The 25,121-nt window shown below is 53.6% G+C and carries 13 protein-coding genes; 6 read left to right on the top strand and 7 right to left on the bottom strand.

What is annotated here, in order from left to right; all coding sequences use genetic code 11:
* Positions 1-9 precede the first annotated feature (9 nt).
* Entirely contained in the window at positions 10-3,054 is a 3,045-nt protein-coding gene (locus ABIB60_RS09240; RefSeq protein ID WP_354579350.1) for a SusC/RagA family TonB-linked outer membrane protein, read from the bottom strand.
* Between the two features lie 443 nt (positions 3,055-3,497).
* On the opposite strand from ABIB60_RS09240, the gene ABIB60_RS09245 reads away from it, so the two are divergent.
* The 5 genes from ABIB60_RS09245 to ABIB60_RS09265 all read left to right on the top strand — a co-directional run bounded on the left by ABIB60_RS09245 (position 3,498) and on the right by ABIB60_RS09265 (position 14,329).
* Positions 3,498-6,590 carry a SusC/RagA family TonB-linked outer membrane protein gene (locus ABIB60_RS09245; RefSeq protein WP_354579351.1) on the top strand — a complete coding sequence of 1,031 codons (3,093 nt, stop codon included), beginning with the start codon at positions 3,498-3,500 and terminating at the stop codon, positions 6,588-6,590.
* 69 nt (positions 6,591-6,659) lie between these two features.
* Positions 6,660-8,105, top strand: a complete 1,446-nt coding sequence (locus ABIB60_RS09250) for a SusD/RagB family nutrient-binding outer membrane lipoprotein (protein ID WP_354579353.1) — start codon at positions 6,660-6,662, stop codon at positions 8,103-8,105.
* Between the two features lie 372 nt (positions 8,106-8,477).
* Positions 8,478-9,566, top strand: coding sequence for a cytochrome c (locus ABIB60_RS09255; RefSeq protein WP_354579354.1), 1,089 nt, complete (start codon positions 8,478-8,480; stop codon positions 9,564-9,566).
* 261 nt (positions 9,567-9,827) lie between these two features.
* Positions 9,828-12,908 (top strand): SusC/RagA family TonB-linked outer membrane protein, encoded by a 3,081-nt coding sequence (locus ABIB60_RS09260; RefSeq protein ID WP_354579356.1) that lies wholly within the window; start codon positions 9,828-9,830, stop codon positions 12,906-12,908.
* An 11-nt stretch (positions 12,909-12,919) separates the two neighbouring features.
* Positions 12,920-14,329 (top strand): RagB/SusD family nutrient uptake outer membrane protein, encoded by a 1,410-nt coding sequence (locus tag ABIB60_RS09265; protein ID WP_354579358.1) that lies wholly within the window; start codon positions 12,920-12,922, stop codon positions 14,327-14,329.
* A 54-nt stretch (positions 14,330-14,383) separates the two neighbouring features.
* Here the strand turns inward: ABIB60_RS09265 and ABIB60_RS09270 are convergent, their stop codons facing one another.
* The 4 genes from ABIB60_RS09270 to lon form a co-directional block, all read right to left on the bottom strand.
* Complete coding sequence (locus ABIB60_RS09270) at positions 14,384-15,109, bottom strand: SDR family NAD(P)-dependent oxidoreductase (RefSeq protein WP_354579360.1); 726 nt, start codon at positions 15,107-15,109, stop codon at positions 14,384-14,386.
* Between the two features lie 113 nt (positions 15,110-15,222).
* Positions 15,223-16,641 carry an ATP-dependent protease ATPase subunit HslU gene (gene hslU, locus ABIB60_RS09275; protein ID WP_354579362.1) on the bottom strand — a complete coding sequence of 473 codons (1,419 nt, stop codon included), beginning with the start codon at positions 16,639-16,641 and terminating at the stop codon, positions 15,223-15,225.
* A 94-nt stretch (positions 16,642-16,735) separates the two neighbouring features.
* Entirely contained in the window at positions 16,736-17,800 is a 1,065-nt protein-coding gene (gene porQ / locus ABIB60_RS09280) for a type IX secretion system protein PorQ (protein ID WP_354579363.1), read from the bottom strand.
* Positions 17,801-18,006: 206 nt separating this feature from the next.
* A complete protein-coding gene (gene lon / locus ABIB60_RS09285) occupies positions 18,007-20,463 on the bottom strand; it encodes an endopeptidase La (RefSeq protein ID WP_354579365.1) in 2,457 nt (818 codons plus the stop codon).
* A gap of 370 nt (positions 20,464-20,833) precedes the next feature.
* On the opposite strand from lon, the gene ABIB60_RS09290 reads away from it, so the two are divergent.
* The gene (locus tag ABIB60_RS09290; protein WP_354579366.1) at positions 20,834-22,906 is read left to right on the top strand and encodes an OmpA family protein; all 2,073 of its coding nucleotides are present in this window, start codon (positions 20,834-20,836) and stop codon (positions 22,904-22,906) included.
* A 217-nt stretch (positions 22,907-23,123) separates the two neighbouring features.
* Here ABIB60_RS09290 and ABIB60_RS09295 read toward each other — a convergent pair whose 3' ends face one another.
* Both ABIB60_RS09295 and rseP read right to left on the bottom strand, forming a co-directional pair.
* Positions 23,124-23,630 (bottom strand): DUF6702 family protein, encoded by a 507-nt coding sequence (locus ABIB60_RS09295; RefSeq protein ID WP_354579368.1) that lies wholly within the window; start codon positions 23,628-23,630, stop codon positions 23,124-23,126.
* A 130-nt stretch (positions 23,631-23,760) separates the two neighbouring features.
* The gene (gene rseP / locus ABIB60_RS09300; protein ID WP_502915117.1) at positions 23,761-25,092 is read right to left on the bottom strand and encodes an RIP metalloprotease RseP; all 1,332 of its coding nucleotides are present in this window, start codon (positions 25,090-25,092) and stop codon (positions 23,761-23,763) included.
* Between the last annotated feature and the right edge of the window lie 29 nt (positions 25,093-25,121).

A 25,121-nucleotide genomic window follows, 5' to 3' on the forward strand; every position in this document is an offset into this window, starting at 1 on the left:
AATTCAAGGCTAGAAGTCAATATTGACGTGGAAGAAAATCCGTCTGGTGCTTGGGTAGCTAGCCACGTCTACCTGAGCAAAATTAGCCGTTGAGCCAAAGTTGGATACTTCCGGGTCGTAGCCCACGTAATCAGTCCAGGTAATCAAATTGTTCCCTGAAACTCCAATCCGAATATTTTGCACATACTCCTTGAATAAGCTGGTGCGCAGGCGGGCCGGTAGTGAGTAGTAAATGGATGCTTCCCGCAGGCGCACATACCCTGAGTTCTGAATAAACTCCCGGGCCGTCAGGCCTTGGCGGTACAGGCCGTTGGGCACCCCCGACTCCGGACTAGGCGTGCTCCAGTCCTCGGTTGTACCTCCCTCATCTTTCAGTAAGCGGCTTAGGTTGCTGTTGTAGCCGTCTTTCTTCCAGTGCAGTAGAAACGACACATCAAAGCTTCGCGCTATGGTCAGCGAGTTCAGGAAGGACATCTGGAAAGTAGGCTGAGCATCCTCGTAGCGCGTCAGTCCACTGAAATTCGGGCTATTGGGGTCGGCGGGGGTACCGTACCAGCGTGAAGGCGATTCGCCCACCACAAACACGTTCCGCCCGAATGTGGCACCGAAACCAGAACCAGTGTTGAACGGAGGCACTACCAGCGGATCAGTGTAGAGCTTGGTTACCTCGGAGCGGTTCAGCCAAAACTGCGTGGTCGAATTCCAGTTGATAAAATTACTGCGCACCGGATTTATGTTCAGTGCCAGTTCCAGCCCTCGGTTGCGCAAATCACCCACATTGTACGCCCGAATAGACGTTAGACCTGTAGCAGGTGCCAAGGCGTAGGTATTGATCAGGTCAAACACCTTTTTATTATACACCGAGGCCTCCAGCCCAATGCGGTTTTCCAGAAAGCCCAGGTCAATTCCTAACTCCAGCTCAGAGGCAGTTTCCGGCTTGATGTCAGGATTTCCGAGCAGTGTAGACGTCAGCAGGCCGGGCCGCCCCCCGGTAGAAGTGGCTACCAACGGAGAGTATAAACCACCGAAGAAAGCCGGGCCGCCAGTTTCGCCATAAGCAGCGCGCAGCTTCACTAAGTTCACCGCATCAAACGACCAGAATCCGAACTTGGCAATGTTAACGGCCAAGGACGCCTTGGGGAAGGCATAGTATTTTTCAGGGTCGCCATTCCGGTTCGATTTATCAAACCGAACCCCGGCCGTCGCAATAATCTGGTCCCGGAAGTTGACTTCCTGCTGAGCTACGAAGCCCAAATCAGCCTCTTCAGTAATGGTAGTTTCCTGCGTTGTTACGGTGCCCCGGTTAGGTGTATAGGGCGGGCCGGGTGATAGGTTTTGCCCCTGGTTATACGTCAGGTTCTGTTTCTGCGACAGGCGTACGGTACCTGCCTGTGAAGTAAGGCTAACGGCATCCCCCAGTTTCCAGTCATAAATCAGGAAACCCTGCAGATTGGAGTTGAAGAATTGGTTTTTGGCCACCCGGGCCGCCCCCGGCAAGGCCAAGCTGCGCTGTGACTGCATGTCGGAGGGCAACGCTAACAGGGCATTGCTGCTGGAAAAATCGACCCCACCCTGGGCCGCAAAACGCAACGACGACGACTCTTTATCAATCAGCCGTACCGTTAAGCTAGCTGTTTGTACATACCGGTTCGTTGTTTCCTCATTAATGGCTCGCTCTACCACGGCCAGCGGATTATCGCCCGTGTATTCCGAATCGGGGAATTGTCCTAACTCGTTCTTGTTGAGCTGAGCGTAGCTAGGAATATAGGCCAATGTGTAGCCCAGCGCTATTCCCCGGTTATCATTCCCAGTGAATCCCCGACGGTTCATCGAGTTGATGTAGTTGGCGCTTACACCCAAATCAACCCGCTCGCCAATCTTGTGGTCCACATTGGCCCGAATAGAGTGGCGTTCAAAGCCCGTCCGCTTCACAATACCTTCTTCGTTTGCGGTAGAGCCCGACACAAAAAACTTTGTCCGCTCATTACCACCCGAAATGCTCAGCCCAGTATTACGCAGGAAAGCGGTGTTCCCATAAATTTCCTTCTCGTAATCGTGGATGCTACCCGAAGCTTGTGCTACAGCCAGCTTTGCTTTTTCACTTGCGCGAGTAGCATTCACGCCCGCTATCTGGGCTGGCGTAGCATTATTAGGATACGCATAATAGGTATCTATTTTGCTGTCCGTCCAGTCTTCTTTCCCCAGCAGGCGCCATGCCTCGGCATACCCTAAGTCCTGGTTGAAACTGATACGCGTTTTTCCGGCGGCTCCTCGTTTTGTTTTAATGATTACAACCCCAGCGTTAGCTCGCGTACCATAAATGGCCGCCGCGCTTGGTCCTTTGAGAATCTCAATACTCTCAATGTCATTGGGGTTGAGGTCGGAAAGACGGTTTATGCCATTGTCTTGGCTAGTACGTCCTGTTCCGGCGGCGGCCCCGCTGAAAGCAGCAGCCCCGGCCCCGTTGCCGACTTCGGCATTAACGGCATATACCCCATCAATAATATAGAGTGGCTGGGAGCTGCCGTTAATGGTAGAGATACCCCGTAACTGCACTGATAAGCCCCCTCCCGGCGCACCGCTTGTTTGGGCAATATTGGCCCCAACCACTTTCCCACTCAGTGCTGCATCAACCGTAACGGGCCGCGTGCTGCCCGTCAGTTCCTTTGCCGATATGGTGGTAATAGCATTGGCTAGGTTGGACCGCTTAACAGAGGTGGCCAACCCGGTTACTACCACCTCATCCAGTGCGCGTGAGTCGGCCGATAGTGCTACCGCAAATGTGGAACTGGTACCAATGGCACGCTCCACTGTTACAAAGCCTACCGAGCTAAAGACCAGGGTGGAGGCAGTAGTAGGCGCACTAAGAGTAAACGAGCCGTCACTGTTAGTAGAGGCCCCAACGGTAGTACCCTTAACGAGTACGGTAACGCCCGGCAGCCCCTGACCACTGGCTGCATCTGTGACTCGGCCAGAGATTTCGCGGTTCTGGGCGGCCACCTGCTGCAACAGAATGGGTGAGGCCAGAAACGCAGAAAGTAATGTTTTCTGCATGTGAGTGAGTGTTAAGAAAAATGAAGGGAATGGCACTAAAATTTATTGTGAACAGGATTTTTATCAAAAATATACCCAATATATTATGTTTTTCATAATCATCTATTATATATAATAAAATATATATTTCTTATGCGCAGGTACTGCACCCGCATTGCAACATTCTAAGTGCTGTGCTACAGCATTGTGAATTAGCCACCTAGTGGATAGGGTTATTCAATAGGTTGGTAATTATCAGGGCAAATTGTTCTATTATTGCTAACAGGAGTCGGCACCACATGATTATTGCGTGAATAAATATAACATTTCGCGCTGAGATTTGCTTGCCATGCTGCTGCTGGCTTTTTTTAGAAGTTGGGAAGCGTTCCATCCATTCATCATCACTCACCTTTCTCACATTTCACACTCACTTTATTATGCGTAAAGCACTATTTAGTGCGGTTTTGATCTCGCCTATCCTGTTGCAGCAGGTGGCCGCTCAAAACCGCGAGATTTCCGGCCGGGTCACTGACCGTGGTAATGGCCAAGGTCTGCCGGGCGTTACCGTGCTGGTGAAAGGCACTACCATTGGTGCCTCTACCAACAGCGACGGTTCGTTCACCATTAGCGCCCCCACTACTGCTTCTACCCTGGTCTTCAGCTCGGTAGGTTTTGTAACAGTAGAGCGTGCTATCGGAACCGAAACTAATATTTCGGTAGGTTTGGCTGCTGATACCAAAGTTCTTGGTGAAGTAGTGGTAACGGCTCTGGGCCGTGAGCAGGAGAAAAAGACGCTGGGCTACTCCGTACAGGACGTGCAGGGCGCGGCTTTGACGCAGGCCCGCGAATCCAACGTGGTGAACTCGCTGCAAGGCAAGCTCGCCGGTGTTCAGATTTCGAATAGCCAGGGTGCCGTTGGTAGCTCGTCGCGTATCGTAATCCGGGGTGCCAAAACTATCGGTAACAACCAGCCCCTGTTCGTAGTTGATGGCCAGCCCATCGACAACTCCTCGTATGCCAACAGCGGCCCGAACGGTGGCGTTGACTACGGTAACGCCGCTTCTGATATTAACCCCGACGATATCGAGAGCATCTCGGTACTTAAGGGTGCAAACGCCGCTGCTCTGTACGGTTCGCGTGGCGCAAACGGTGTAGTAGTTATTACAACCAAATCGGGCCGTAAATCCCGTGGTCTGGGTATTGCTGTAAACAGTACTACATCTTTCGAAAGTGTACTGAAGCTGCCCGACTACCAAAACGAATATGGCCAAGGCAACGGAGGCGAATTCTCTTTTGTTAATGGTCGTGGAGGTGGAGTTAACGACGGGGTAGATGAAAGCTGGGGCCCCCGTTTGGATGGCCGCCTGATTCCTCAATTCAACTCGCCCGTAGAAAACGGTGTGCGTCAGGCTACTCCTTGGGTAGCTCATCCTGATAACGTCCGTAATTTCTTTGAAACCGGCCGCACGTTCACCAACAACATCGCCCTTTCGGGTGGCAACGAGAAGGCTGGGGTTCGTCTTTCTTATACCAACCTCACTCAGAATGGTATTCTCCCGAATACCTTCATCCGTCGTAACACGGTAAACCTGAATGGTGGCGCTGACCTCACGGACAAGTTGAAATTCAGCACGAACGTGAACTACGTGCAAAACCGGGGCCGTCGTCCACAGCTGGGCTATAATGCTCAGAACGTGATGCAGCAGTTCGTATGGTTCGGCCGTCAGGTAAACATTGCCGAGCTAAAGGACTACAATCGTGGTGGCCAGAAGTATAACTGGAACTACAACTACCACAATAACCCCTACTTTACGCTCTACGAAAACCTCAACGATGACCGTCGTGACCGTGTAATCGGTAACATCACGTTGAGCTACTCGCCTACTTCTTGGCTGACGCTGACGGGCCGTACCACTAACGACTTCTATAACGAATTCCATACTCGCCGGATTGCCCAAGATGATATTGAGCAGTCCATCGTAGATGATTACACCGAGGAGAGAATCTACGCCTTGGAGCGTAACACGGAATTCCTGGCTACCGTTACCCGTAACCTCACGGAGGACGTAACGCTGGACTTCTTGGTTGGTGCCAACCGTCGGGATGCCCGCTCAGAAACTGGCGCAACTGCCGTCAGTAACTTGGCAATTCCTGGCTTGTACACGCTTGACAACTTCTCAACGCCGCTTACCGCAAACAGCCGTAACTATCGTCGTCGGGTAAACAGCTTGTACTCTTCCGTTAAGTTTGGCTACAAAGACTTCCTGTTCGTGGGTGGTACAGCCCGTAACGACTGGTCTTCTACGCTGCCGAATAGCGACAACTCTTACTTCTATCCTTCGGTTGACGCTAGCTTGGTGCTGACGGAAGCCTTCAAACTGGAAGATTCTTTCCTGTCGTTTGCCAAGCTGCGCGGTGGTTATGCTGAAGTAGGCTCCGATACTGATCCTTACCGTCTGAATGACGTGTATCTCAGCGGTGGCCTGCCATTCGGCTCCCAGCCAACGGTTACGACCTCTAACGCCCGTCTGAACCCCAACCTGAAGCCTCAGCGTAGCCGTTCTACCGAAGTTGGTGCCGAAGTTCGCTTCTTCCAGAACCGCTTGGGCCTGGAACTGACCGCGTATAAAAACAACACGGTTGACCAGATTATCAACTTACCGGTAACGGCTGCTACGGGTTACACCACTACGCTGGTAAACGCCGGTGAAATCTCCAACAAAGGTTTGGAAGGTATCCTGACCATCTCGCCCTTGAAGCCCGAAAGTGCTTTCCAGTGGACGCTGACGGCCAATGCTGCTGCTAACCGCAACCGCGTAGAAAGCCTGCTGCCCGGTATCAACAACTTGGTATTGGGTGGTACTTGGAGCCTAAACGTGGAAGCCCGCGTAGGGGAGCCATATGGTGCCCTGTTTGGCAACGGCTACCTGCGCGTACCAGACGGCCCTTACAAAGGAGAAGTTATCTACTCAGCAGATGGTCTTCCAGTTGTTGACCCAACCCGCCGAGTACTTGGTAATTACACCCCTGATTGGTTTGGTGGTCTGAACAACGAATTCTCCTTCAAAGGCGTGAACTTCAGCTTCCTGCTGGATACTCGTCAGGGCGGCGAGGTATACTCAGTAACCAACACCTGGGGTAACTACGCCGGGGTACTGAAAAACTCACTGGCCGGCCGCGAAGGCGGTGTAGTTGGCAAAGGTGTAGTACAGAACGCTGACGGTAGCTACAGCCCCAACACTGTTGCGGCCGATGCCGAGACGTATTACAAAGAAACGTACGTTAACGCTCTGCACGAGCCAAGTGTATACGATGCTTCTTTTGTGAAGCTGCGCGAAGTGAAACTGGGTTATCAGTTGCCCAAAGGCATTATCGGTAAAACGCCTTTCAAAACCATTGGGGTTTCCTTCGTTGGTCGTAACCTGTGGCTGATTTCGTCGAAAGCTCCCAACATCGACCCCGAAACTTCCTTCAACAGCGGTGATGTTCAGGGCTTGGAGTTCGGTCAGATTCCCTCGACTCGGAGCTACGGTTTTAATATAAACCTGACTCTGTAAATCACTGAACTCTTTTATTAGGCACCGCTGTTTTCGCAGCGGTGCCATTAAGAAACAGCTTTACTGCTCATGAAATCTTCATACAAAAAACTAGCTCTGTTATTTCCGCTAGCCCTGTCTCTGGGTGCTTGCGAAAGTGACTTCGACAAAATCAACACCAACCCCAATAACTCGGAGGTTGCGCAGCCTAACTTGCTGCTCACGCAAATTATCCGTTCCAACGTCACTCGTTCTTGGGACGTAGCGGCGAACATGGATGGTGGTCTGCTGATTGTGCAGCACTGGGCTAAAATTCAGTATACCAACGAAGACCGTTACTCTTTCCGCCCAGCGGCTATTCAGGCACTGTGGGATGGTTTTTACGCTGGTGGGCTGCAGGATGCCAACGTGGTCATCAATCAGGGTAAGGCTGCCAACAATGCTTCTTACCAGGGTGTTGGGCTCGTAATGCGCTCTTGGCAGTTTTCGCTGCTGACGGATATGTTTGGTGACATTCCGTACTCGCAGGCACTGCAAGCTGACAAGTTCGTTTCACCAGCCTACGATTCGCAGCAGGACGTGTATAAGGGGCTGTTAGCCGACCTTAAAACAGCTTCTGATCTACTGGCCAGCAAGCAGGGCAGCATTCAAGGCGACATCCTGTACAACGGCGACACTGAGAAATGGCGCCGCTTCGCCAACTCGCTGCGTCTGCGTTTGGCTATGCGGATTGCTGATGCTGACCCGGCTACTGCACGCGCTGTAGTTGCTGAAATCCTGGGTGCTGACAACGTATTCCGCTCTAACAACGACAATGCTCGGTTGGTGTTCTTGGACGCCACGTTCCCGAACGACAACCCCGTATACGAAACGTATAAAACGCGTGATGACCATCGGGTAAGCGAAACGCTTGTAACGCGTCTCAAAGCTGTTAATGACCCCCGCTTGGCCGTATATGCCGACCGTCCCGTTGCTGGGGGCGACTACAAGGGTGTGCCTAATGGTTTATTGGCGGCTGATGCTACTGCATTAGGTCTCGAGAAAACGTCACTACCTGGTATTGCTTTCCGTCGTGAAACCTCACCCGCTGTGCTGATGACGTACGCGGAGGTGCTGTTTTTCAAAGCAGAAGCCATTGAGCGTAAGTTTATCACGGGCGTAGCCGCTACCGAGTATAACGCAGCTATTACGGCTTCCATGAATCAGCATGGTATTACCGACGGCGCAGCCATTACTACGTATTTGGCTCAGGCTGATGTAGCGTACAACCCTGCTTCTTACAAAACCAGCATTGGTAACCAGAAATGGATTGCTCTGTTTGGCCAAGGTTTGGAAGCATGGTCGGAATGGCGTCGTCTTGATGCTCCTACCTTGACTGTAGCCCGTCGTCCGGTAACTGCTGCCGCTGGTAAAATTCCCGTACGCTTCATTTATCCTACTCAGGAGCAGTCGATCAACCAAGCTAGCTACTCAGCTGCTGTTGCCCGTCAGGGTGCCGACCTTCTGACCACGAAGCTGTGGTGGGATAAATTCTAGAACAGGTAGTTTATCCATAAAAAAAGGCTCTCACGCTATGTGAGAGCCTTTTTTTATGGATGAACTAAATACTGTTTTCAAGTCTTGTAGCTTGCATATTGTTCAGAACAGGAATTCTCCTTTCACACTACTTCTCGGCAACCTATCGTGCGTCCTTTAATTTCATCCAGGATCTTCACTCTTGTCTCGTGTTTGGTTTCTTTGCTTGTATGTAAACCTGTTTGGGCACAAAACCGGGCAGTTACCTACGCTCAAGATATTGCCCCTATCGTTAGCCGAAATTGTATTTCGTGTCATAAGCCTGGGGGGGCCGGGCCATTTTCTTTAACCTCCTATGAAGAGGTGTTTCGTCATCGTAAAACTATTCAGGCCGTGACGAAAAACCGCTACATGCCTCCGTGGAAGGCCGATCCGCACTACGTCGCTTTTGCTAACGAACGGCGCCTTACAGATTCTGAGATTCAACTAATCAGCCGTTGGGTTGAGAAAGGTGGCCCGCAAGGTAGTGGGGCTTCCAGTGTCGCACCGGTACAGGCAGCAACTGATTTACCGAACAAGCCTGACATGGTATTGCAGCCGAAGCAGGCCTTGGAGATTAAGGGTGATGGAAACGAGACATTCGTAATTTTTAAGATCCCCTTTGAGCTGCCTCAAGGTAAAGCAGTTAGGGCACTCGAGTTTATTCCGGGCAACCGTAAGCTAGTACATCATGCTAATTTTGCAGTTCAGGCAGTTGGCAAAGAGGTAGACATTTATCGGGGCAGCGAGGTAGCTTTATCGGATCAGTTTCAAACGAATCTGGGGGAATTTCAGCCCTTCATGCAGGATGTAGTCTACTACGGTGGCTGGATTCCTGGGGCTAGCCCGCAAAGCTTTCCTGCAGGCATGGGTTTCACCATGCCAACACGGGGAGTAATCTTGTTAACCATGCATTATGGTCCTTCCGGTGTACCCGCTCAGGACCTTTCCAAGCTAAATATCTATTTCTCCTCCACCCCCATCACTCGGGTGATACAAGCAACTAGTATAGGTTCAGGAGGTATTGGTGAGATTGAGCCGCCCCTCATTATCCCGGCAGATAGCGTTAAGACCTTTCGGGTGGATATGGTTACGTCTCTTGACCTCTCTGTACTGTATGTGTGGCCCCACATGCACCTATTGGGCAAAAAGTTCGAAGCTTGGGCTACTACCCCCGATAATCAGACGCTACCAATGGTCAAAATACCTGAGTGGGATTTTCGCTGGCAGGAGTCTTATAAGTTCAAGAACCTACTGCATATTCCGAAAGGCTCTACTATCCACATACGCGGCACATATGACAACACCTCCCAGAATCCCAACAATCCATTCACCCCCCCCCAGATGATCATATCTCAGGACCTGATGGAATCTAGGAGCGAGATGCTGAATCTAATCATGCTCTTCCTGGAATATAAGCCAGGTGATGAGCAAATGAACTAAATAGCCTATATGCTTACCAGTAAAGGCATTTCATATAAGATAACTAACTTTTGTTAGTCGTGACAAACAGCACATTCACCCACTAATACTAGCTATTAAACCTGATTTATATTTTTTTCAAGCCTACTTGTCTTGTTTTCAATTTTTGGGCTGTATTTTTAGGATTCATTCAGATATAAACTGGATAAAGCGCGCTTCTTTTCAATTCTCTGCTTCATGAAAAAACACCTACTGCTAACAGCCCCACTATTGGTGGCTGCTATGACTCAGGTAATGGCCCAGACACGAGCTGTTTCTGGTCGCATTACGGACCGCGCAACCGGAGAAGGTCTTCCGGGCGTGACGGTTCTTGTAAAAGGTACTACTACCGGCGTTTCTACTAATTCCGACGGCTCTTTCACCCTGAATGTTCCGGCTGGAGCCACAACGCTCACCGTTTCTTCGGTTGGCTTCATTACGCAGGAAGTTCAGCTAGGTAATGAGACGTCTTTTAACATTGGTATAGCTGCTGATACCAAGACGTTGAGTGAGGTCGTAGTAACTGGCTACGGTGGTTCGCAGGACGTAAAGGATATTACGGGCTCGGTTGCTACTATCAAGGCCGATAAATTCCTTAATCAGCCAGTCTCCAGCTTAGACCAAGCTCTGACTGGTCGGGCCGCTGGGGTGCAGGTGACCAGCACGGGCGGTACACTAGGTGATGGGGTGGCCGTACGCATCAGGGGTGCTAACTCTATCAGCGGCAGTTCGCAGCCTCTGTACGTGGTGGACGGGGTGCCAGTGAGCACTCGGGAAAATGCCAACGTATTCAATGGCGGCAACGGTACTCGATACAACCCATTAGCTGACATTAACCCAAACGATATTGAATCGGTAGACGTTTTGAAAGACGCTTCCGCTTCTGCTATCTACGGTTCACGAGCCGCTAACGGAGTAATTATCATTACAACGAAGCGTGGTAAGGCGGGCAAAAACAACATCTCCCTTAACTCCTACGTTGGCTGGAATGAACCAGTGCGCCTTCCCAAACTGCTGAATGGGGACGACTTCAACGCTATCCAGAATGAAAAGGCATTCAACCGCTACGGAGCGGGAACTGCTAATTCAGTTATTGCCCGCGACATTGACCTGAACGGGGACGGTCAGGCTGACCGCACTGATTGGTTGAAACAGGTATTCCGCACGGGCTTCTCGCAGAACTATCAGGTAGCTTTGTCAGGTGGCAATGATAAAGCTAGCTACTATGGCTCGGGCGATTATTCCGACCAGAATGGTATCATCAATACCAACAGACTGCGTCGTGGTTCGGTCCGCCTGAACTTGGATATTACCCCTAAGAAATGGCTGAAAGCAGGTGTAAGCGCCAATTACGCTCAGTCGCAGAATAACGGGGTACTAACGGACGGCTATTTGGCCGGGGCAACCGTTTCTGGCTTCAATGCGGCGCCTAACGTGCCGGTGTACGGTACGGATGGGCAGTATTACCTCAATGCAGCGGGTAACCTGGGTAGTGGCAACAATACCACCACTGCTGCTTTTATTGCCAACAACGTAAGCCACCCCCTTGCTGTACTGGAGCTGAACCGGAACGCCAACACGTCGCGCCGCCTGCTCTCCAACGGGTACGTAGAAATTCAGCCAATCCAGGGTCTCCGGATTACAAGCAAATACGGGGTTGATTACCTCGACAACTTCGAGGACCAGTACAGCGACGCCCGTCTCTCAGGCTTGGGTCGCTCCTATGGTGGTCTGGTTCAAAACAACAGGTTGGACCGGACTCAGTGGAACTGGCAGAACTATGCCAACTACAATAAAACATTTGCTGAAAAACACACCGTAACGGCTACCGCTGGTTTAGAATACCAAGAAACGCAGGAGAAGCAGGTATATACTGGCGCGCCAGGCTTGGCCGATCCTAAATTCAACACCATTCTGGACGGGTTGTTTTCCGGTACACCTTTCGCTGGTGGTACTGCTTTCGGCAATGCTTTCCGCTCCGTTTTCGGCCTTGCATCTTACGATTACGCCAACAAATACTACGTACAGTTTGCCCTGCGAGCTGACGAAGACTCGCGCTTCGGTGCTGAGAACCGGCGGGGCGTATTCCCTGCTGTTTCCGCTGGCTGGCGGATTTCGGAGGAAGCCTTCATGCAGAACTATGATTTTGTTTCTAACCTGAAGCTGCGTGGTAGCTACGGCCTAGTAGGTAACTCGAACGGTATTGGTTCCTACGCTTCGCGGAACTTGGCAGGGGGTGCTCAATATACAGAGCTGAACGGCTTTGGTATTTCGCAAATTGGTAACAACGAGATTAAGTGGGAAACGTCCCGCAAACTGGACGTCGGCCTTGATGTTGGCTTTCTGCAGAACCGCGTCAACCTGGTATTCGACTTCTTCAATACCAACATCAGCGGTTTGCTGCTTGCTGCTCCCATTCCTACCCAATTCGGGGTTCCTGGAGGCTCCATCTTCCGGAACGTGGGTTCTATGTACAACCGTGGGGTAGAAGCATCACTTTCTACGACGAATATTGAAACTGAAAGTGGGTTCCGCTGGGTTTCATCTATCAACGGAACAGTTATTAAAAACCGTGTTACTGGTCTGAATGATCCGGCTGATTTGCCAGGCGGCGTGCAGGTGGCTAGCATTGGCCGGTCGTTGGGTGTATACAAACTCGTACGCTGGGCCGGTGTAAACCCCGCCAATGGTAATGCTCAGTTTTTAACGGCATCGGGCGAGGTTAAGCAGTATGACCCGGTTGTGGGCGCTTACCGTAATACATCGGGCGACTTGACTACTCCCATTACGCAGGCTGACGCAGTATACACCAAGGCTGGAGGTTACCCGACTTACTACGGGGGCTTTGACAACACCTTCAGCTTCAAAGGCATCGAGTTGGGTGTATTCTTACAGTTCAGCGGTGGTAATAAAATCTACAATTCCTCCCGCGCTCAGTTGATGACCAACCTCTATAACAATAACATAGAGGAAATCAAAGAGCGTTGGACTACTCCTGGTCAGGAAACGGATGTACCGCGACTCTATCTCGCCGACAACTTGCCTAACCAAGCCTCCACTCGCTGGCTGGAGAACGGTGACTTCCTCCGTCTTCGTCAGATCAACCTGGGCTACAACTTGCCGAAAGGTTTGTATGAGCGCTTCGGCCTGAACAACCTGCGTGTTTACGGTCAGGTACAAAACGCCTTTGTTATTACGAACTACAAAGGCATTGACCCAGAGGTAAACTCTAACCGCAACAACAGTAACATTGCTTTCGGGGTTGATAACCGGTCAGTACCTCAGCCTCGTAGCTACACCCTTGGCCTCAACATCAGCCTCTAATTTCCGCTTTCATGAAATACCATTCTCAGATATTGTGGAAAGCTCTCCTTTCCGCAACTCTAATTGGCACCCTTCCTGCGTGTGATATTCTGGACCAGGAGCCACCAACTGCTTTTACCATCGACGAAACATTTGCTGACGCTACTCGCATTGAAAAGTCGCTGATTGGGGTATACGACGGTTTACAAAACGCTGAATTCCTGGGTGGCCGCGCGCTGATTTATTCCGATATCCGGAGTGGCGACACCGACGTACCAACTTATTTTGGTAACGTAGGTCGCTACCAGATGCTTTCTACTGATGGGTTTGCCGCTAGCTCATGGGCTGGAGGTTACCGGACCATCTTTACAGCCAATTCCTTCATCCAAAACCTGGCAGCCAACTCCGGTAAATCCTCGGCTGCGTTGGAAGCACAGTATACGGCTGAGGCCAAGAGCATACGCGCCTTGGCTATGTTCCACTTAGTCAATCTGTTTGCTCAGCCTTACGGTTTCACCGCTGATGCCTCGCACCCTGGTGTCGTTCTGCAACTGACCGCTCCTAAGTCGGCAGCAGAAGCGTTTGATCCGGCATTGCGTCAGGCGCGGGCAACCGTGAAAGAGGTGTACGACCAGATAGAAAAGGACTTGTTGGAATCCATTCCCGTGTTACCGGCTACCTACGCTGGTGCTAACTCCAACATCCGAATCACGAAGGGAGCTGCCCAGGCCTTGTTGTCACGCGTGTACCTGTATAAGGCTGACTACACCAAAGCTGCCGACTTGGCTGGCCAAGTTATTACAACTGGCGGCTATACGCTAAATGCCAGCCCATTGACTCCATTCCGTACTTACAATACCAAGGAGTCTATCTTTTCAGTGGCTCATAACCCCGCTGACAACCCCAATACCAACAATGCTATTGGCCAGCACTATGGCCCAGATCGGAGAGCGGATATCACCATCACGCCTTACTTCAACCTGACTTCGTTGTCGACAACTGACTTGCGCCGTACGCAACTGATTGATTCCAGAGGAACCAACCGATTCACGGCCAAGTTCAACCTTGTAGATAACTATGTTCCGATTGTGCGTTATCCCGAAGTGCTGCTGAACCGCGCAGAAGCTTTGGCACAATTAAACGGAGTAAATACGGAGTCAATTACGCTGCTGAACCAAGTACGTAGCCGTTCTACTACTGCTTATCCAGCAACGTCGTTCCTCACCAAGGCAGCCCTGATTGACGCCATTCTGGAAGAGCGGCGCTTGGAACTGGCTTTCGAAGGCCATCGGTTGTACGATCTGCTCCGCTACAAGCGTGATATTCCGCCGCATAGCACAATTGCTACAGCAATTAAATACAACGATCCGCGGGTTATTTTCCCCATTCCTGATCAGCAGATTCGTTTGAATCCTAACCTGGTGCAAAACCCCAGCTATTAAGGATCTGACAAAAAAAGTCCTGGTTAATCACCAGGACTTTTTTTATTAAGCGGCTTATATACTATCAATTCGAATTACCACTTCTGGCGTCATTTTATCACTCTGCAGCCACGCTAGTATTCTGGACGCAGCTTCAGCTGGCTTCACTAGATGGCCACCTTCGTGCAATTCGATAAATTTATCTGTCTCACTAAAGTGTTGCGTTTCAGCTGAGCGGATGTGCTCCTGCATAGCCGTGTCGAGCACACCGGGCGAGAGGCTACGGATGCGGACACCGGTACCGCGGATATCCTGCTCTTTCTGGACTGTACGGGAAAGGGCATCGAGGGCAGCTTTGGAGGCTGAGTAGGCCGCCCAGCCATCTACGGGCCGTTGGGCGGCTCCGCTGCTGATGTTGAGAACGGTACGGGATGCTGATATGCCGGAATACGTGCGCAGGAAAGTGTTCATGAGCATGGCCGGCGCTATTAGGTTCACGTCGAACACAAATTCGAAGTGCTCGTTCGGCTGTTCTCCCATATAGCCTATTTCACCTAACACGCCTGCGTTATTGATAAGGGTGAGGCTGCTAGCTTCAGGAAATGGGGGAAATACCTTATGCAGGTTGTTCTGCACGGCCAGCATATCAGACAAATCGAGGGGTTGATGCTGGTAGCGGGGATGCTCAATGGTAGTGTGGCGGGATACGCCTAGCACAAACGTGTCCGGCTGTTGCAGCAGCGTTTCGGCAAGGGCCTTGCCCAGCCCACGGCTGGCTCCGGTGATGATGTAGTAATGCATAGTATGGTGAGTAGGAAAGGGGTATTCAGCCATACGGTAAAACAAAAAAAGAGGCAGTATTACTGCCTCTTTTACCGGTAATCTGCTTCCTGGCGCAGTGCGCTGGCAATGCGCTATAGGATATACTGACTTAGGTCGCGGTTGCGCACCATGTCGTGGAGGCGCTCTTCCACTAGTTCCCGGGTGATGACGATGTGTGCATTGGCCCCAATAACGTCGGGTACATCAAAGAGAATATCATTAAGCAGACGGCTCATGACGGTATGCAGACGACGGGCTCCGATATTCTCTACCTCACTGTTGACCTCAAACGCAATTTCAGCCAGACGCTCCAAAGCATTATCATCGAAAGAAAGCTTCACGTTTTCAGCCTGTAATAAGGCTTCGTATTGCTTGGTAAGGGCGTTTTTGGGGTCCTTTAAAATGCGGTAGAAGTCGTGCTTACTGAGGCTCTGCAACTCTACTCGAATGGGGAAGCGGCCCTGCAACTCCGGAATCAAATCGGAGGGCTTGGCCACGTGGAAAGCCCCGGCGGCAATAAACAGGATGTGGTCGGTGTGGATAACGCCGTACTTGGTGCTCACAGCAGAGCCCTCCACAATGGGCAGCAAGTCGCGCTGCACGCCTTCCCGGCTTACGTCGGGGCCGCCCCCACCCTTCCCGCTCCGGCTGGCTACCTTGTCAATTTCGTCGATGAAGATGATACCGGCGTTTTCGGCCTGGCGGATAGCTTCGTCCTTCACCTCATCCATATCGATGAGTTTAGCGGCTTCCTCATCCAGGAGAATCTTGCGGGCTTCGGCCACAGTTACCTTGCGCTTGCGGGTTTTCTTGGGCAGCATAGAACCCAGCATGTCCTGAATGCCGGCCATGCTGGCCTCATCGATGCCGCCAGGGCCACCTACCACCCCAATACCGGGGCCGCTGTTCTGCTGCACCCGAATATCGATTTTGCGCTCATCCAACTCCCCATTCCGAATCTTCTCCCGAAAACGCTCCCGGGTCCGCTCGTTGAGCTCCTGGTCAGAATCGGGCGCGGCATCACCGGCGGCGGGCAGGGGGAAGCCTACCGTAGGCTTGGGGGCCGCCGCGGGGCCAGCCGTTACGGGCGGAATCAGAATGTCCAGAATGATATCCTCCACTACCTGCGCAGCCTGCACTTTTACCTCCTCCTTGCGGCGCTGCTTCACCATATTTACCGACTGCTCCACCAGGTCGCGCACCATACTCTCCACGTCGCGGCCCACGTAGCCCACTTCGGTGAATTTGGAAGCCTCCACTTTGGTGAATGGAGCCCCGGCAATGCTGGCCAGACGGCGAGCAATTTCAGTCTTGCCCACGCCCGTGGAGCCAATCATGAGGATGTTGTTGGGCACGATTTCGGGCTGCATTTCCTGGGAAGCATGCAGGCGGCGCCAACGGTTGCGCAGGGCAATAGCCACGTGGCGCTTGGCGTCATGTTGGCCGATGATGTACTTATCAAGTTCAGCCACAATCTGGGCCGGGGTCAGGAACTCAGCGGAGTCAAGCATAGAAAAAATCAGGTAAGCCACCTAGTCGGCATGACGAACAGATAGTACCGTAGCGGTTAACGAAAGGTTTAGCGCCATTTCGGGCGGGCAAGCGCTACTGCGGCTGCTTTTTAAATAGGGAATCGAGGTTGCGGGCAATGGTGAAGTAGTTAGCTCCCCCCGAAGCATGGTAGCCCGCGTGCGTATAATCCAGCTGAAACTGACTGATACGCAGCATCACACCGAAGGAAAAACCTGCACCACCCGCCGTATTTTCCAGGCGTAATTCCCGGCGCTGCAGGTGATTGTAGCCTACCCGCACGTTCAGGTTCTTGCTCAACAGCAACTCCCCCCCTACCACAAAATGACGGGCAATTTTGTCACCGAGCGTTTTCTTGGGCTTGATTTCCTCGCCATTTTCATCCAGCTGCCCGCGCTGGTTGGGGTCGAGGTAGACGATATCCAACTGCTGCAGATGATGGGCCGTGAAAGAAAAACGGAATGGTAGGTGCTCGGGCTTGAAGGAAGTACCCAGCTGTACATCCAGCGGCATAGGCTCCCGGTCGGCCCCGTCGTAGGGCTTAAGCTGAATGCCCGCATTGCGCACCACTAAGCCCACCGTAAAATCCTGCTCGGGGTGCTTAAATAGTCCCCCCACATCAGCTAAGGCCGCGTAGGAATGGTTACCGGCAATGCCCGAGCCCGCCAGCTTCAGGGTGCCGCCGAGCGTAAAGGCGCCGGTGGTATAGGAGTCGGCAATACTCAGGGCGTACTCATTCACCGAAAATTCTCCCAAATAATTACCAGCGGCATCGTACTGTTTGTTGTCACCGTAATTGAGGTAGGTGAGCCCCACGCCAAAGCGACCCGCCTTCTGCGTGTTGAACACGTAAGCGGCCGTGCTTTGCTTGATGTCGGCCAGGTAATCGACGTAGCCCAAGGCCAGACGGCCATCCATTTCCTCGTTCAGCAGGGCGGGGTTGCCATACAGCATAGTGCCATCCGCGTCGCGGGCCGAAACGTTCACGCCGCCCAAACCAGCCATTTTGGCGCTGGTAGGCAGGTTGAGAAACGACATAGCCTGCTGACCACCAATCTGGGCCTGAGCCGCCGGGGCAGCCGCCAGCATAGCCAACGAGGAAACAGCAAGAAGAACGGCGCGGCGTAGGGGTAGCATCATCAGCAACGAAGATAAACGCGGATTGTGCGGATTACTCAGATTTCACAGATTTTGGATACGCCAAGGTTGCAAGCAATGTACTTACCCCTCTACCCTTGACCAGTTAGCCAGCCCTAGTCGGGGCCACTGAATTTAGTGAACGAGCCCACGGCTGAAAATTATATCCAGAATCAGCGAAATCTGAGTAATCCGCACAATCCGCGTTTTCAGCTAACCTCTACACTAGGCCCGGCGGGCAGCGGCGCTTCGTCGCGCACTACTAGCTTAATGGGGTGGGCTACCTTCTCCTCCAGTAGCGCCACCCGTAGTACATCGTCTACCCGGTCGGCGTAGTGAATGGTGAGGTCCTTGAGGTATTCGGCCGAAATTTCGTCGATGTCCTTTTTGTTTTTCGGGCAGAGGATGATGTCGCGCACACCAGCCCGCTTAGCGGCCAGGATCTTCTCCTTGATGCCGCCCACCGGCAACACCTTGCCGCGCAGGGTGATTTCGCCGGTCATGGCCAGATGACTGCGGATTTTGCGCTGGGTGAATACCGAGGCAATGCTGGTGAAGATGGCAATACCAGCCGAAGGGCCATCCTTGGGCACAGCGCCTTCGGGGAAGTGAATGTGCAGGTCGTACTGGTCGAAGAGGCGGTAGTCGATGTCCAGTTCCTCGGCCCGGCTGCGCAGGTAGCTCAGGGCCGTTACGGCCGATTCCTTCATAACATCACCAAGCTGGCCCGAAAGGGTGAGCTTGCCCCGGCCCCGGCTGAGCAGGCTTTCAATGAACAGAATATCACCACCCACGGAGGTCCAGGCAAGTCCCGTTACCACGCCGGCCGTTTCGTTGTCCTGGTACTGGTCCCGGTCGAAGATGGCCGCCCCGAGGATGCGGCGGACGTCTTTGGGCTCCAGGGTGGCGGGGTGAGGCTCCTTCATGGCCTTGCTTTTGGCAATGTTGCGCACCACCGCGCCCAGCTTCCGCTCCAGGCTGCGCACTCCCGATTCGCGGGTGTAATCATCAATCACGCGCTGCAAAGCCCCGTTGGTGATGCCGGCATCTTTGAGTGTGAGGCCGTGCTCGTGCAGGAGCTTGGGCCAGAGGTGCTTTTTGGCAATCTGGGTTTTCTCTTCCAGGGTGTAGCCGGTCAGGTCGATGATTTCCATCCGGTCGCGCAAAGCGGGCTGAATCGTTTCCAGGGAGTTAGCCGTGGCAATGAACAGCACCCGCGAAAGGTCATATTCCACCTCCAGGAAGTTGTCGGTGAAGGTGCTGTTTTGCTCGGGGTCCAGCACTTCCAGCAGCGCCGACGATGGGTCGCCACGGAAGTCGGAGGCCAGCTTGTCGATTTCATCCAGCACAATCACCGGGTTGGAGGCGCCGGCTTTCTTGATTTGCGAGATAATACGGCCGGGCATGGCACCCACGTAAGTTTTGCGGTGCCCCCGAATTTCTGCTTCGTCGCGCACCCCACCCAGGCTCATGCGCACGTACTGGCGGCCCAGACTTTTGGCAATAGAGCGGCCCAGGCTGGTTTTGCCCACGCCGGGAGGCCCGTACAGGCATAAAATAGGCGCTTTCAGGTCGTTTTTGAGCTTGAGCACGGCCAGGTACTCGATAATACGCTCCTTCACCTTTTCCATGCCGTAGTGGTCCTGGTCAAGGATTTTCTGGGTGCGCTTCAGGTTGAAGTTATCCTTGGTATACTCGCCCCAGGGCAAGTCCAGCAGGAACTCCACGTAGTTCAGGCTCACCGGGTACTCGGCGGCCTGGGGGTTGATGCGGGTGAGTTTATCCAGCTCTTTGGCAAAGTGCTTGGCTACGGACTCGGGCCACTTCTTGCCCTTGGCGCGTTGACGCAGCTTTTCCACTTCCTGGTCCGGACCGTCGAAACCCAGCTCATCCTGCAACACTTTAATCTGCTGGCGCAGGAAATAGTCGCGCTGCTGCTGGTCGATATCGGTGTGCACTTTGGTCTGGATTTCGCGTTTGATTTCCAGCAGCTGAATCTCCTTCATCATCAGCTCCAGCAGGCGGGTGCCGCGCTCCACGCCGTCGGCCGTTTCCAGCAGCTGCTGTTTCATGCTCACCTCCACGTTGATGTTGGAAGACAGGAAGTGCGTGAGGAAGGAAGGCGACTCAATATTATCCAGGGCCACCTGGGCTTCCTGCGGAATTTCGGGGTTGAGCTTGAGCATGCGGGCCGCCGCTTCCTTCAGCGACGACACCAGTGCTTTCACTTCCTTGGAGCTTTTGGCTGGGAATACCTCCGGAATGTAGCTCACGCGGGCTGTGAGGTAAGGCGTAGTTTGCACGGCTTCCTCGATGCGGAAGCGGGACTGGCCCTGAATGATAATGGTGGTATTACCGTCGGGCAGCACCAGCAGCTTCAGGATTTTGGCCATGGTGCCCACCGGATACAGATCCTGCAGTTCCGGGTCGTCGCTCTGACCGTTCTTCTGAGCCACTACCCCCACAATTTTGTTGCCCCGGTACGCCTTGCGCACCAATCGAATGCTCTTTTTGCGCGTGACAGTTACGGGCAACACCACCCCTGGGAATAACACAGTATTGCGTACCGGCAGCAACGGCAACACCTCCGGCGACTCATCGGCCCCCAGCGGCTGGTCGGGGTCGGCGGCCACAATGGACACCATTTCGGCGGGGTCTTCAGCCATTAGTAAGGAAGAGAAAGGAGAAGAGGGCGGGGTATTACGGCTCATGGAATGAAAGACGGGCAAGACGGAAGACAGATGCCACAATGACAGGCAAACGGCTTGTAATTTAACCCGGGAGGCTAACGTAGGTATTGAAGATAGGGATTCGGCAAGCGCCGTGCCACCAACGGAGGCGGCCACATCGGCAGAGCATGAGTAAGCCGGTGAAGGTAAGCAGACGGGCGGATTACAGATGGAGGACGTCCGTAATATTCCTTATCCAACCCTTATACTCTCCCACCCTTATGCTGCTCAGCCTATAGGCTCATACCTAAAATTTCCTATTTTTGATGCTTGCCGGTTCCCACCGCTTTCGTGCCTTATTGCTGCTATGCGTTTCTTTGCCCGTTTGCTCACCTTATGCGCGGTGCTTCTTGCACTGGGCCTGCCCACTACCCTATCCGCTCAACAGAAATCAGGAGTTCCCAACGCGCAACGTAAGCTTACGGCCAAGGTAATCCGGCAGGCCCGGGCCCGTACCGATGCCACCCCGGAGTTTCCGAATATCAACCGCCTCGCCTACTTCCAGGATAAGAAGGCCATGCGCGAAATTCAGCGAGCCGAGAAGCGCAAAAACTGGACGGCCGCCCGCAACCTGCTGGAAGCCTACGTGGGCCAGTTCGGCATCGAAAACTTCTATAAGGACAACGTGTTGCTCTGGCACCTGGGCCAGCTCTGGGATAAAGCCGGCAATGAGGACCGCGCCAAAGCCTACTACCGCCTCGCCCTCAAGCACCGCCGCCAGTCGCTCACCAAAGTGCAGCGCTACTATGACTCCCTGGAGCAAAAGGAAACGGAGCTGTACGTACCCCTGAAAACGTACTACGATATTGTGGAGTACCGGAAGAACATCGCCACCTTCCGGCCGCCCAAGGGCGTGTACACCACTATGGGCGAGGCCATCAACTCCCAGCGTGAGGACTACGGCCCTACCCTCAGCGCCGACGCCGACCTGCTGATATTCTCCTCTAAGCGCAAAATGCGCGGCCTGCACAGCGTCATTGACGAGGATTTGTACACGGCCCGCCGCGAAAACGGCGTGTGGGCACCCGCTGAGCCCCTGCCCAAGCCTATCAACTCCTCCTACAACGAGGGTTCGGCCTGCATCAGCAAGGATGGCACCACCCTGTACTTTGCCCGCTGCGAGTGTCCTACCTGCCACGGCAACTGCGACCTGTATACGGCTACGCTCAAGGACGGCAAATGGTCGATGCCTAAAAGCCTGGGGGCCAACGTTAACTCCACCGCCTGGGATTCGCAGCCTACTCTGTCGCCGGGCGAGGATACGCTGTATTTTGCTTCTGACCGCCTGGGCGGCTTCGGGTTGTCGGATATCTGGTACACAGTAAAGCAGAAGAACGGGCAGTGGAGCAAAGCGCAGAATATGGGCCCGGTGGTAAACACCCGCGAGAGTGAGGTGAGCCCTTTTTACCACCCGCTCTACCACGTGCTGTATTTCAGTTCCCGCGGGCAGCTGCTCAATTTCGGCGACTTTGATATTTATAAAACCTACCGGGTGCGGGGCCGCTGGCAGGAGCCCATCAACATTGGGCCCTTGGTGAATGGCAAGGGCTCGGAGTACTACTTCACCATCGACTCCGACTCCAAGAGCCTGTACTATGCGCGCTCTGAGGCCCAGGACATGAAAAACCTGGACCTCTACTCCTTCCCCTTGCCCATGGAGGCCCAGCCGCTGGCTACCACCCACGTAGAGGGCTCCCTCATTGACTCGGTGAGCCAAAAGCCGCTTAACGGCATTGTGAGCATCATTGATACCGACAATGGCATTGAAGTAGCCAGCAAATACCTGCGGGATGATGGGTCATTCGACTTTGATTTGATTGAAGGCTCGCACTACGTAATGCTGATTCAGAGCCCGGATTTCTTCAGTGTGGAGAAGAAGTTTGCCCTGGAAGGCGACACGGTGATGAAGCTCATGACCAATTCCATCGACTACAAGCTTCCGCTGATTTTTAAGAATATCGAGTTCGACCAGGATAAGTCGCACATCCGAGCCAGTATGCACCCGGTTCTGGACCGCATTGCCGTATTCATGGTGGACCACCCCACGTTCCGGCTTAGCATCACGGGCCACACCGACGGCAAAGGCGACCCGGACTTCAATGAGCGGCTGTCCCAGGAGCGGGCCCAGTCCATTAGGCGCTACATTGAGCAGAAGGGCAAGCTCACGGCCAACCGCATCGATAGTTTCGGCTACGGCTCCTCCCGCCCGCTCAAGGATGAGGTGACCGAGGAGGACGCCAAAACCAACCGCCGCGTAGAGTTCCGCCTCATCCGCCCCGACGGTGACAAGGACACCGAGTTTAAAGCCGACCCTGTTCAGCCTGACAAGCCTGCACCCAAGCCCGCTGCCGGTGATAAGGATGGGAAATTGGATTGGTAGCATAGCTTGTTACTGCGAGGCCAAAGAACCGCCCCCCTTTTCCCGGCTATATAACCTAAAAAGCCCCTGTCGGCCGTGTTGGCGACAGGGGCTTTTGCATATAGTGACTAAGTAGCTCCCATCATGCCGTTGAAGGGCATCGTTCGGTTTTTGCGTTACCAGCAAATGCGAAGTGTCACGTCGCTACAATGTGGCGGCTTTCCCAGCAGCTACCGCTCTACCACTTCAACTGCTGCTGCGTCTCCCCGTCGCGGAAGAGCAGGCTTTGCTTCTGGCCCTTGGCTTCCAGGTTAACGATGTTCATCTGGTCGGGAAAGGTGGCCAGCAAGAGTTGGTGGCGCAGGGTAATGCCGGTAGCCTTAGCCGACAGCGGGGCGGTGAAGTAGAGCCAGTACGCGTCTTTTTCCTTCTGCAAACCTACCAGCGTGAGAGGCAACGCAGCCTCATTGGGGCGGGTGCTGAATTGCACCGAGCGGCGCAGCAAATCGGCCAGCAGCGGATTCAGCTGGGCCCGCGTGAGCTGGTCGGTGCGCACGGGACGGGGCTTACCGGCGGATAACTCCTGTTCCAAATCATCAGTGAAGATTTTGAGGGCCATTTCCAGCCGCTGCTTCTCCGGGTTGAAGCGCAACTCCAAGATGCTGGCGTGATAGGCGTGGGCCCAAGCGGCCACGCTAACAGTCAGCAACACCACCAGCGGCAGCAGAAAGCGAAGGAATTTCATGGCGTACAGACTACTAAATTTAGGAGGAAGGTGCGGGCAAGAGGCCCGTGCTATCAGCAAAACCCGTTTTACATAAAAGCCGTGCCACCTTTCACGGGCAGCACGGCTTTCGATGCGGTTTTACGGGACCTTATAACGCCAGCTTCTTCAGAATTGGGTTGATGATGAGCACGAAGGCCATCAGGGCCAGAATCAGCATCATGCCCACTTTCTGCGCGTTTTCCATGAATTTATCGGAGGGCTTGCGGCCGGCAATCATTTCGTAGAGCAGAAAGATAACGTGGCCGCCATCCAAGGCCGGAATGGGCAGCAGGTTCATGAAGGCCAGCACCATGGAGAGCATACCCGTGAGGGTCCAGAACCGGTACCAGTCCCATTTGCCACCGTACTGCTGGGCAATTTCGATGGGGCCACCAATGGATTTGCGGAAGGAGGCCTCGCCCCGGAAAATCTTGGCAAACGCCTTTACCTGGGTAGTAATGACACCGAAAGCCGTTTTGGTACCTACGGGTATGGCCTCCACCAAGCCGTATTGGCGGGTCTTGACGTTGAGCAGGGACTTGGGCCGGAACCCGATTTTACCGTCGTCATCCACGGCAACTTTCAGCGTCACGGGCTGGCCGGCGCGCTTTACCTGCACGGGCACCGTTTTGCCGGCGTTGTCCTTGAGGGCCTGTTGCAGTTGGGGGAAGAACTGGGTGGTTTTGCCCGCCACGGTCAGTATCTGGTCGAGGGGCTGCAGGCCGGCGCGGTCGGCGGGGCTGCTGGGCGTTACCTCATCCACCACGAAGGGGTCGAGGGGCTGCACGAAACGCTGCTCCCCTTCATCGGCCAGGCGGTCCATGAAGTTGTTGGGCACGTTGATGTCGCGCAACTCCCCGTTGCGGTCCACGGTGTAGTAAGCGTTGTTGCCCAGAATTACCTCGGGGCTGTATACCTCACTGAAATCCTCGAACGGATTGCCGTTGATTTTCACAATCTTATCCCCCTCGCGGAAGCCGATTTGCTTGCCCAGCTCATTGGGCACAATTCCGAAACGGGCCTCCGAAGCCGGCAGGTAGCTTTCGCCGTACTTGAAGGTTATCAGCGAGAAGATGACGATGCCGGTGATGACGTTCATGATGATGCCGCCCAGCATCACAATCAAACGCTGCCAGGCCGGCTTGGAGCGGAACTCGTTGGGCTGGGGCTCAGCGGCCAGGGTTTCGGCATCCTGGGTTTCGTCGATCATGCCGTGAATGGCCACGTAGCCGCCCAATGGGAACCAGCCCAGGCCGTACTCCGTCTCCCCGATTTTCTTTTTGAACAGGGCGAAGTTCATCACCCCAGGCAGCGGAAACAGGAAATCGAAGAAGATGTAAAACTTATCGACCCGAATTTTGAAGTATTTGGCGGCGGCAAAGTGGCCAAACTCGTGCAAGCCAACTAGTATGGAAAGGCCCAGCAGCATCTGCCCGGCCATGATAAGTCCTGTCAAGGGAAGTAGGTAAT

It is taken from the genome of Hymenobacter sp. UYP22, from assembly GCF_040547285.1.
Classification (GTDB): Bacteria; Bacteroidota; Bacteroidia; order Cytophagales; family Hymenobacteraceae; genus Hymenobacter.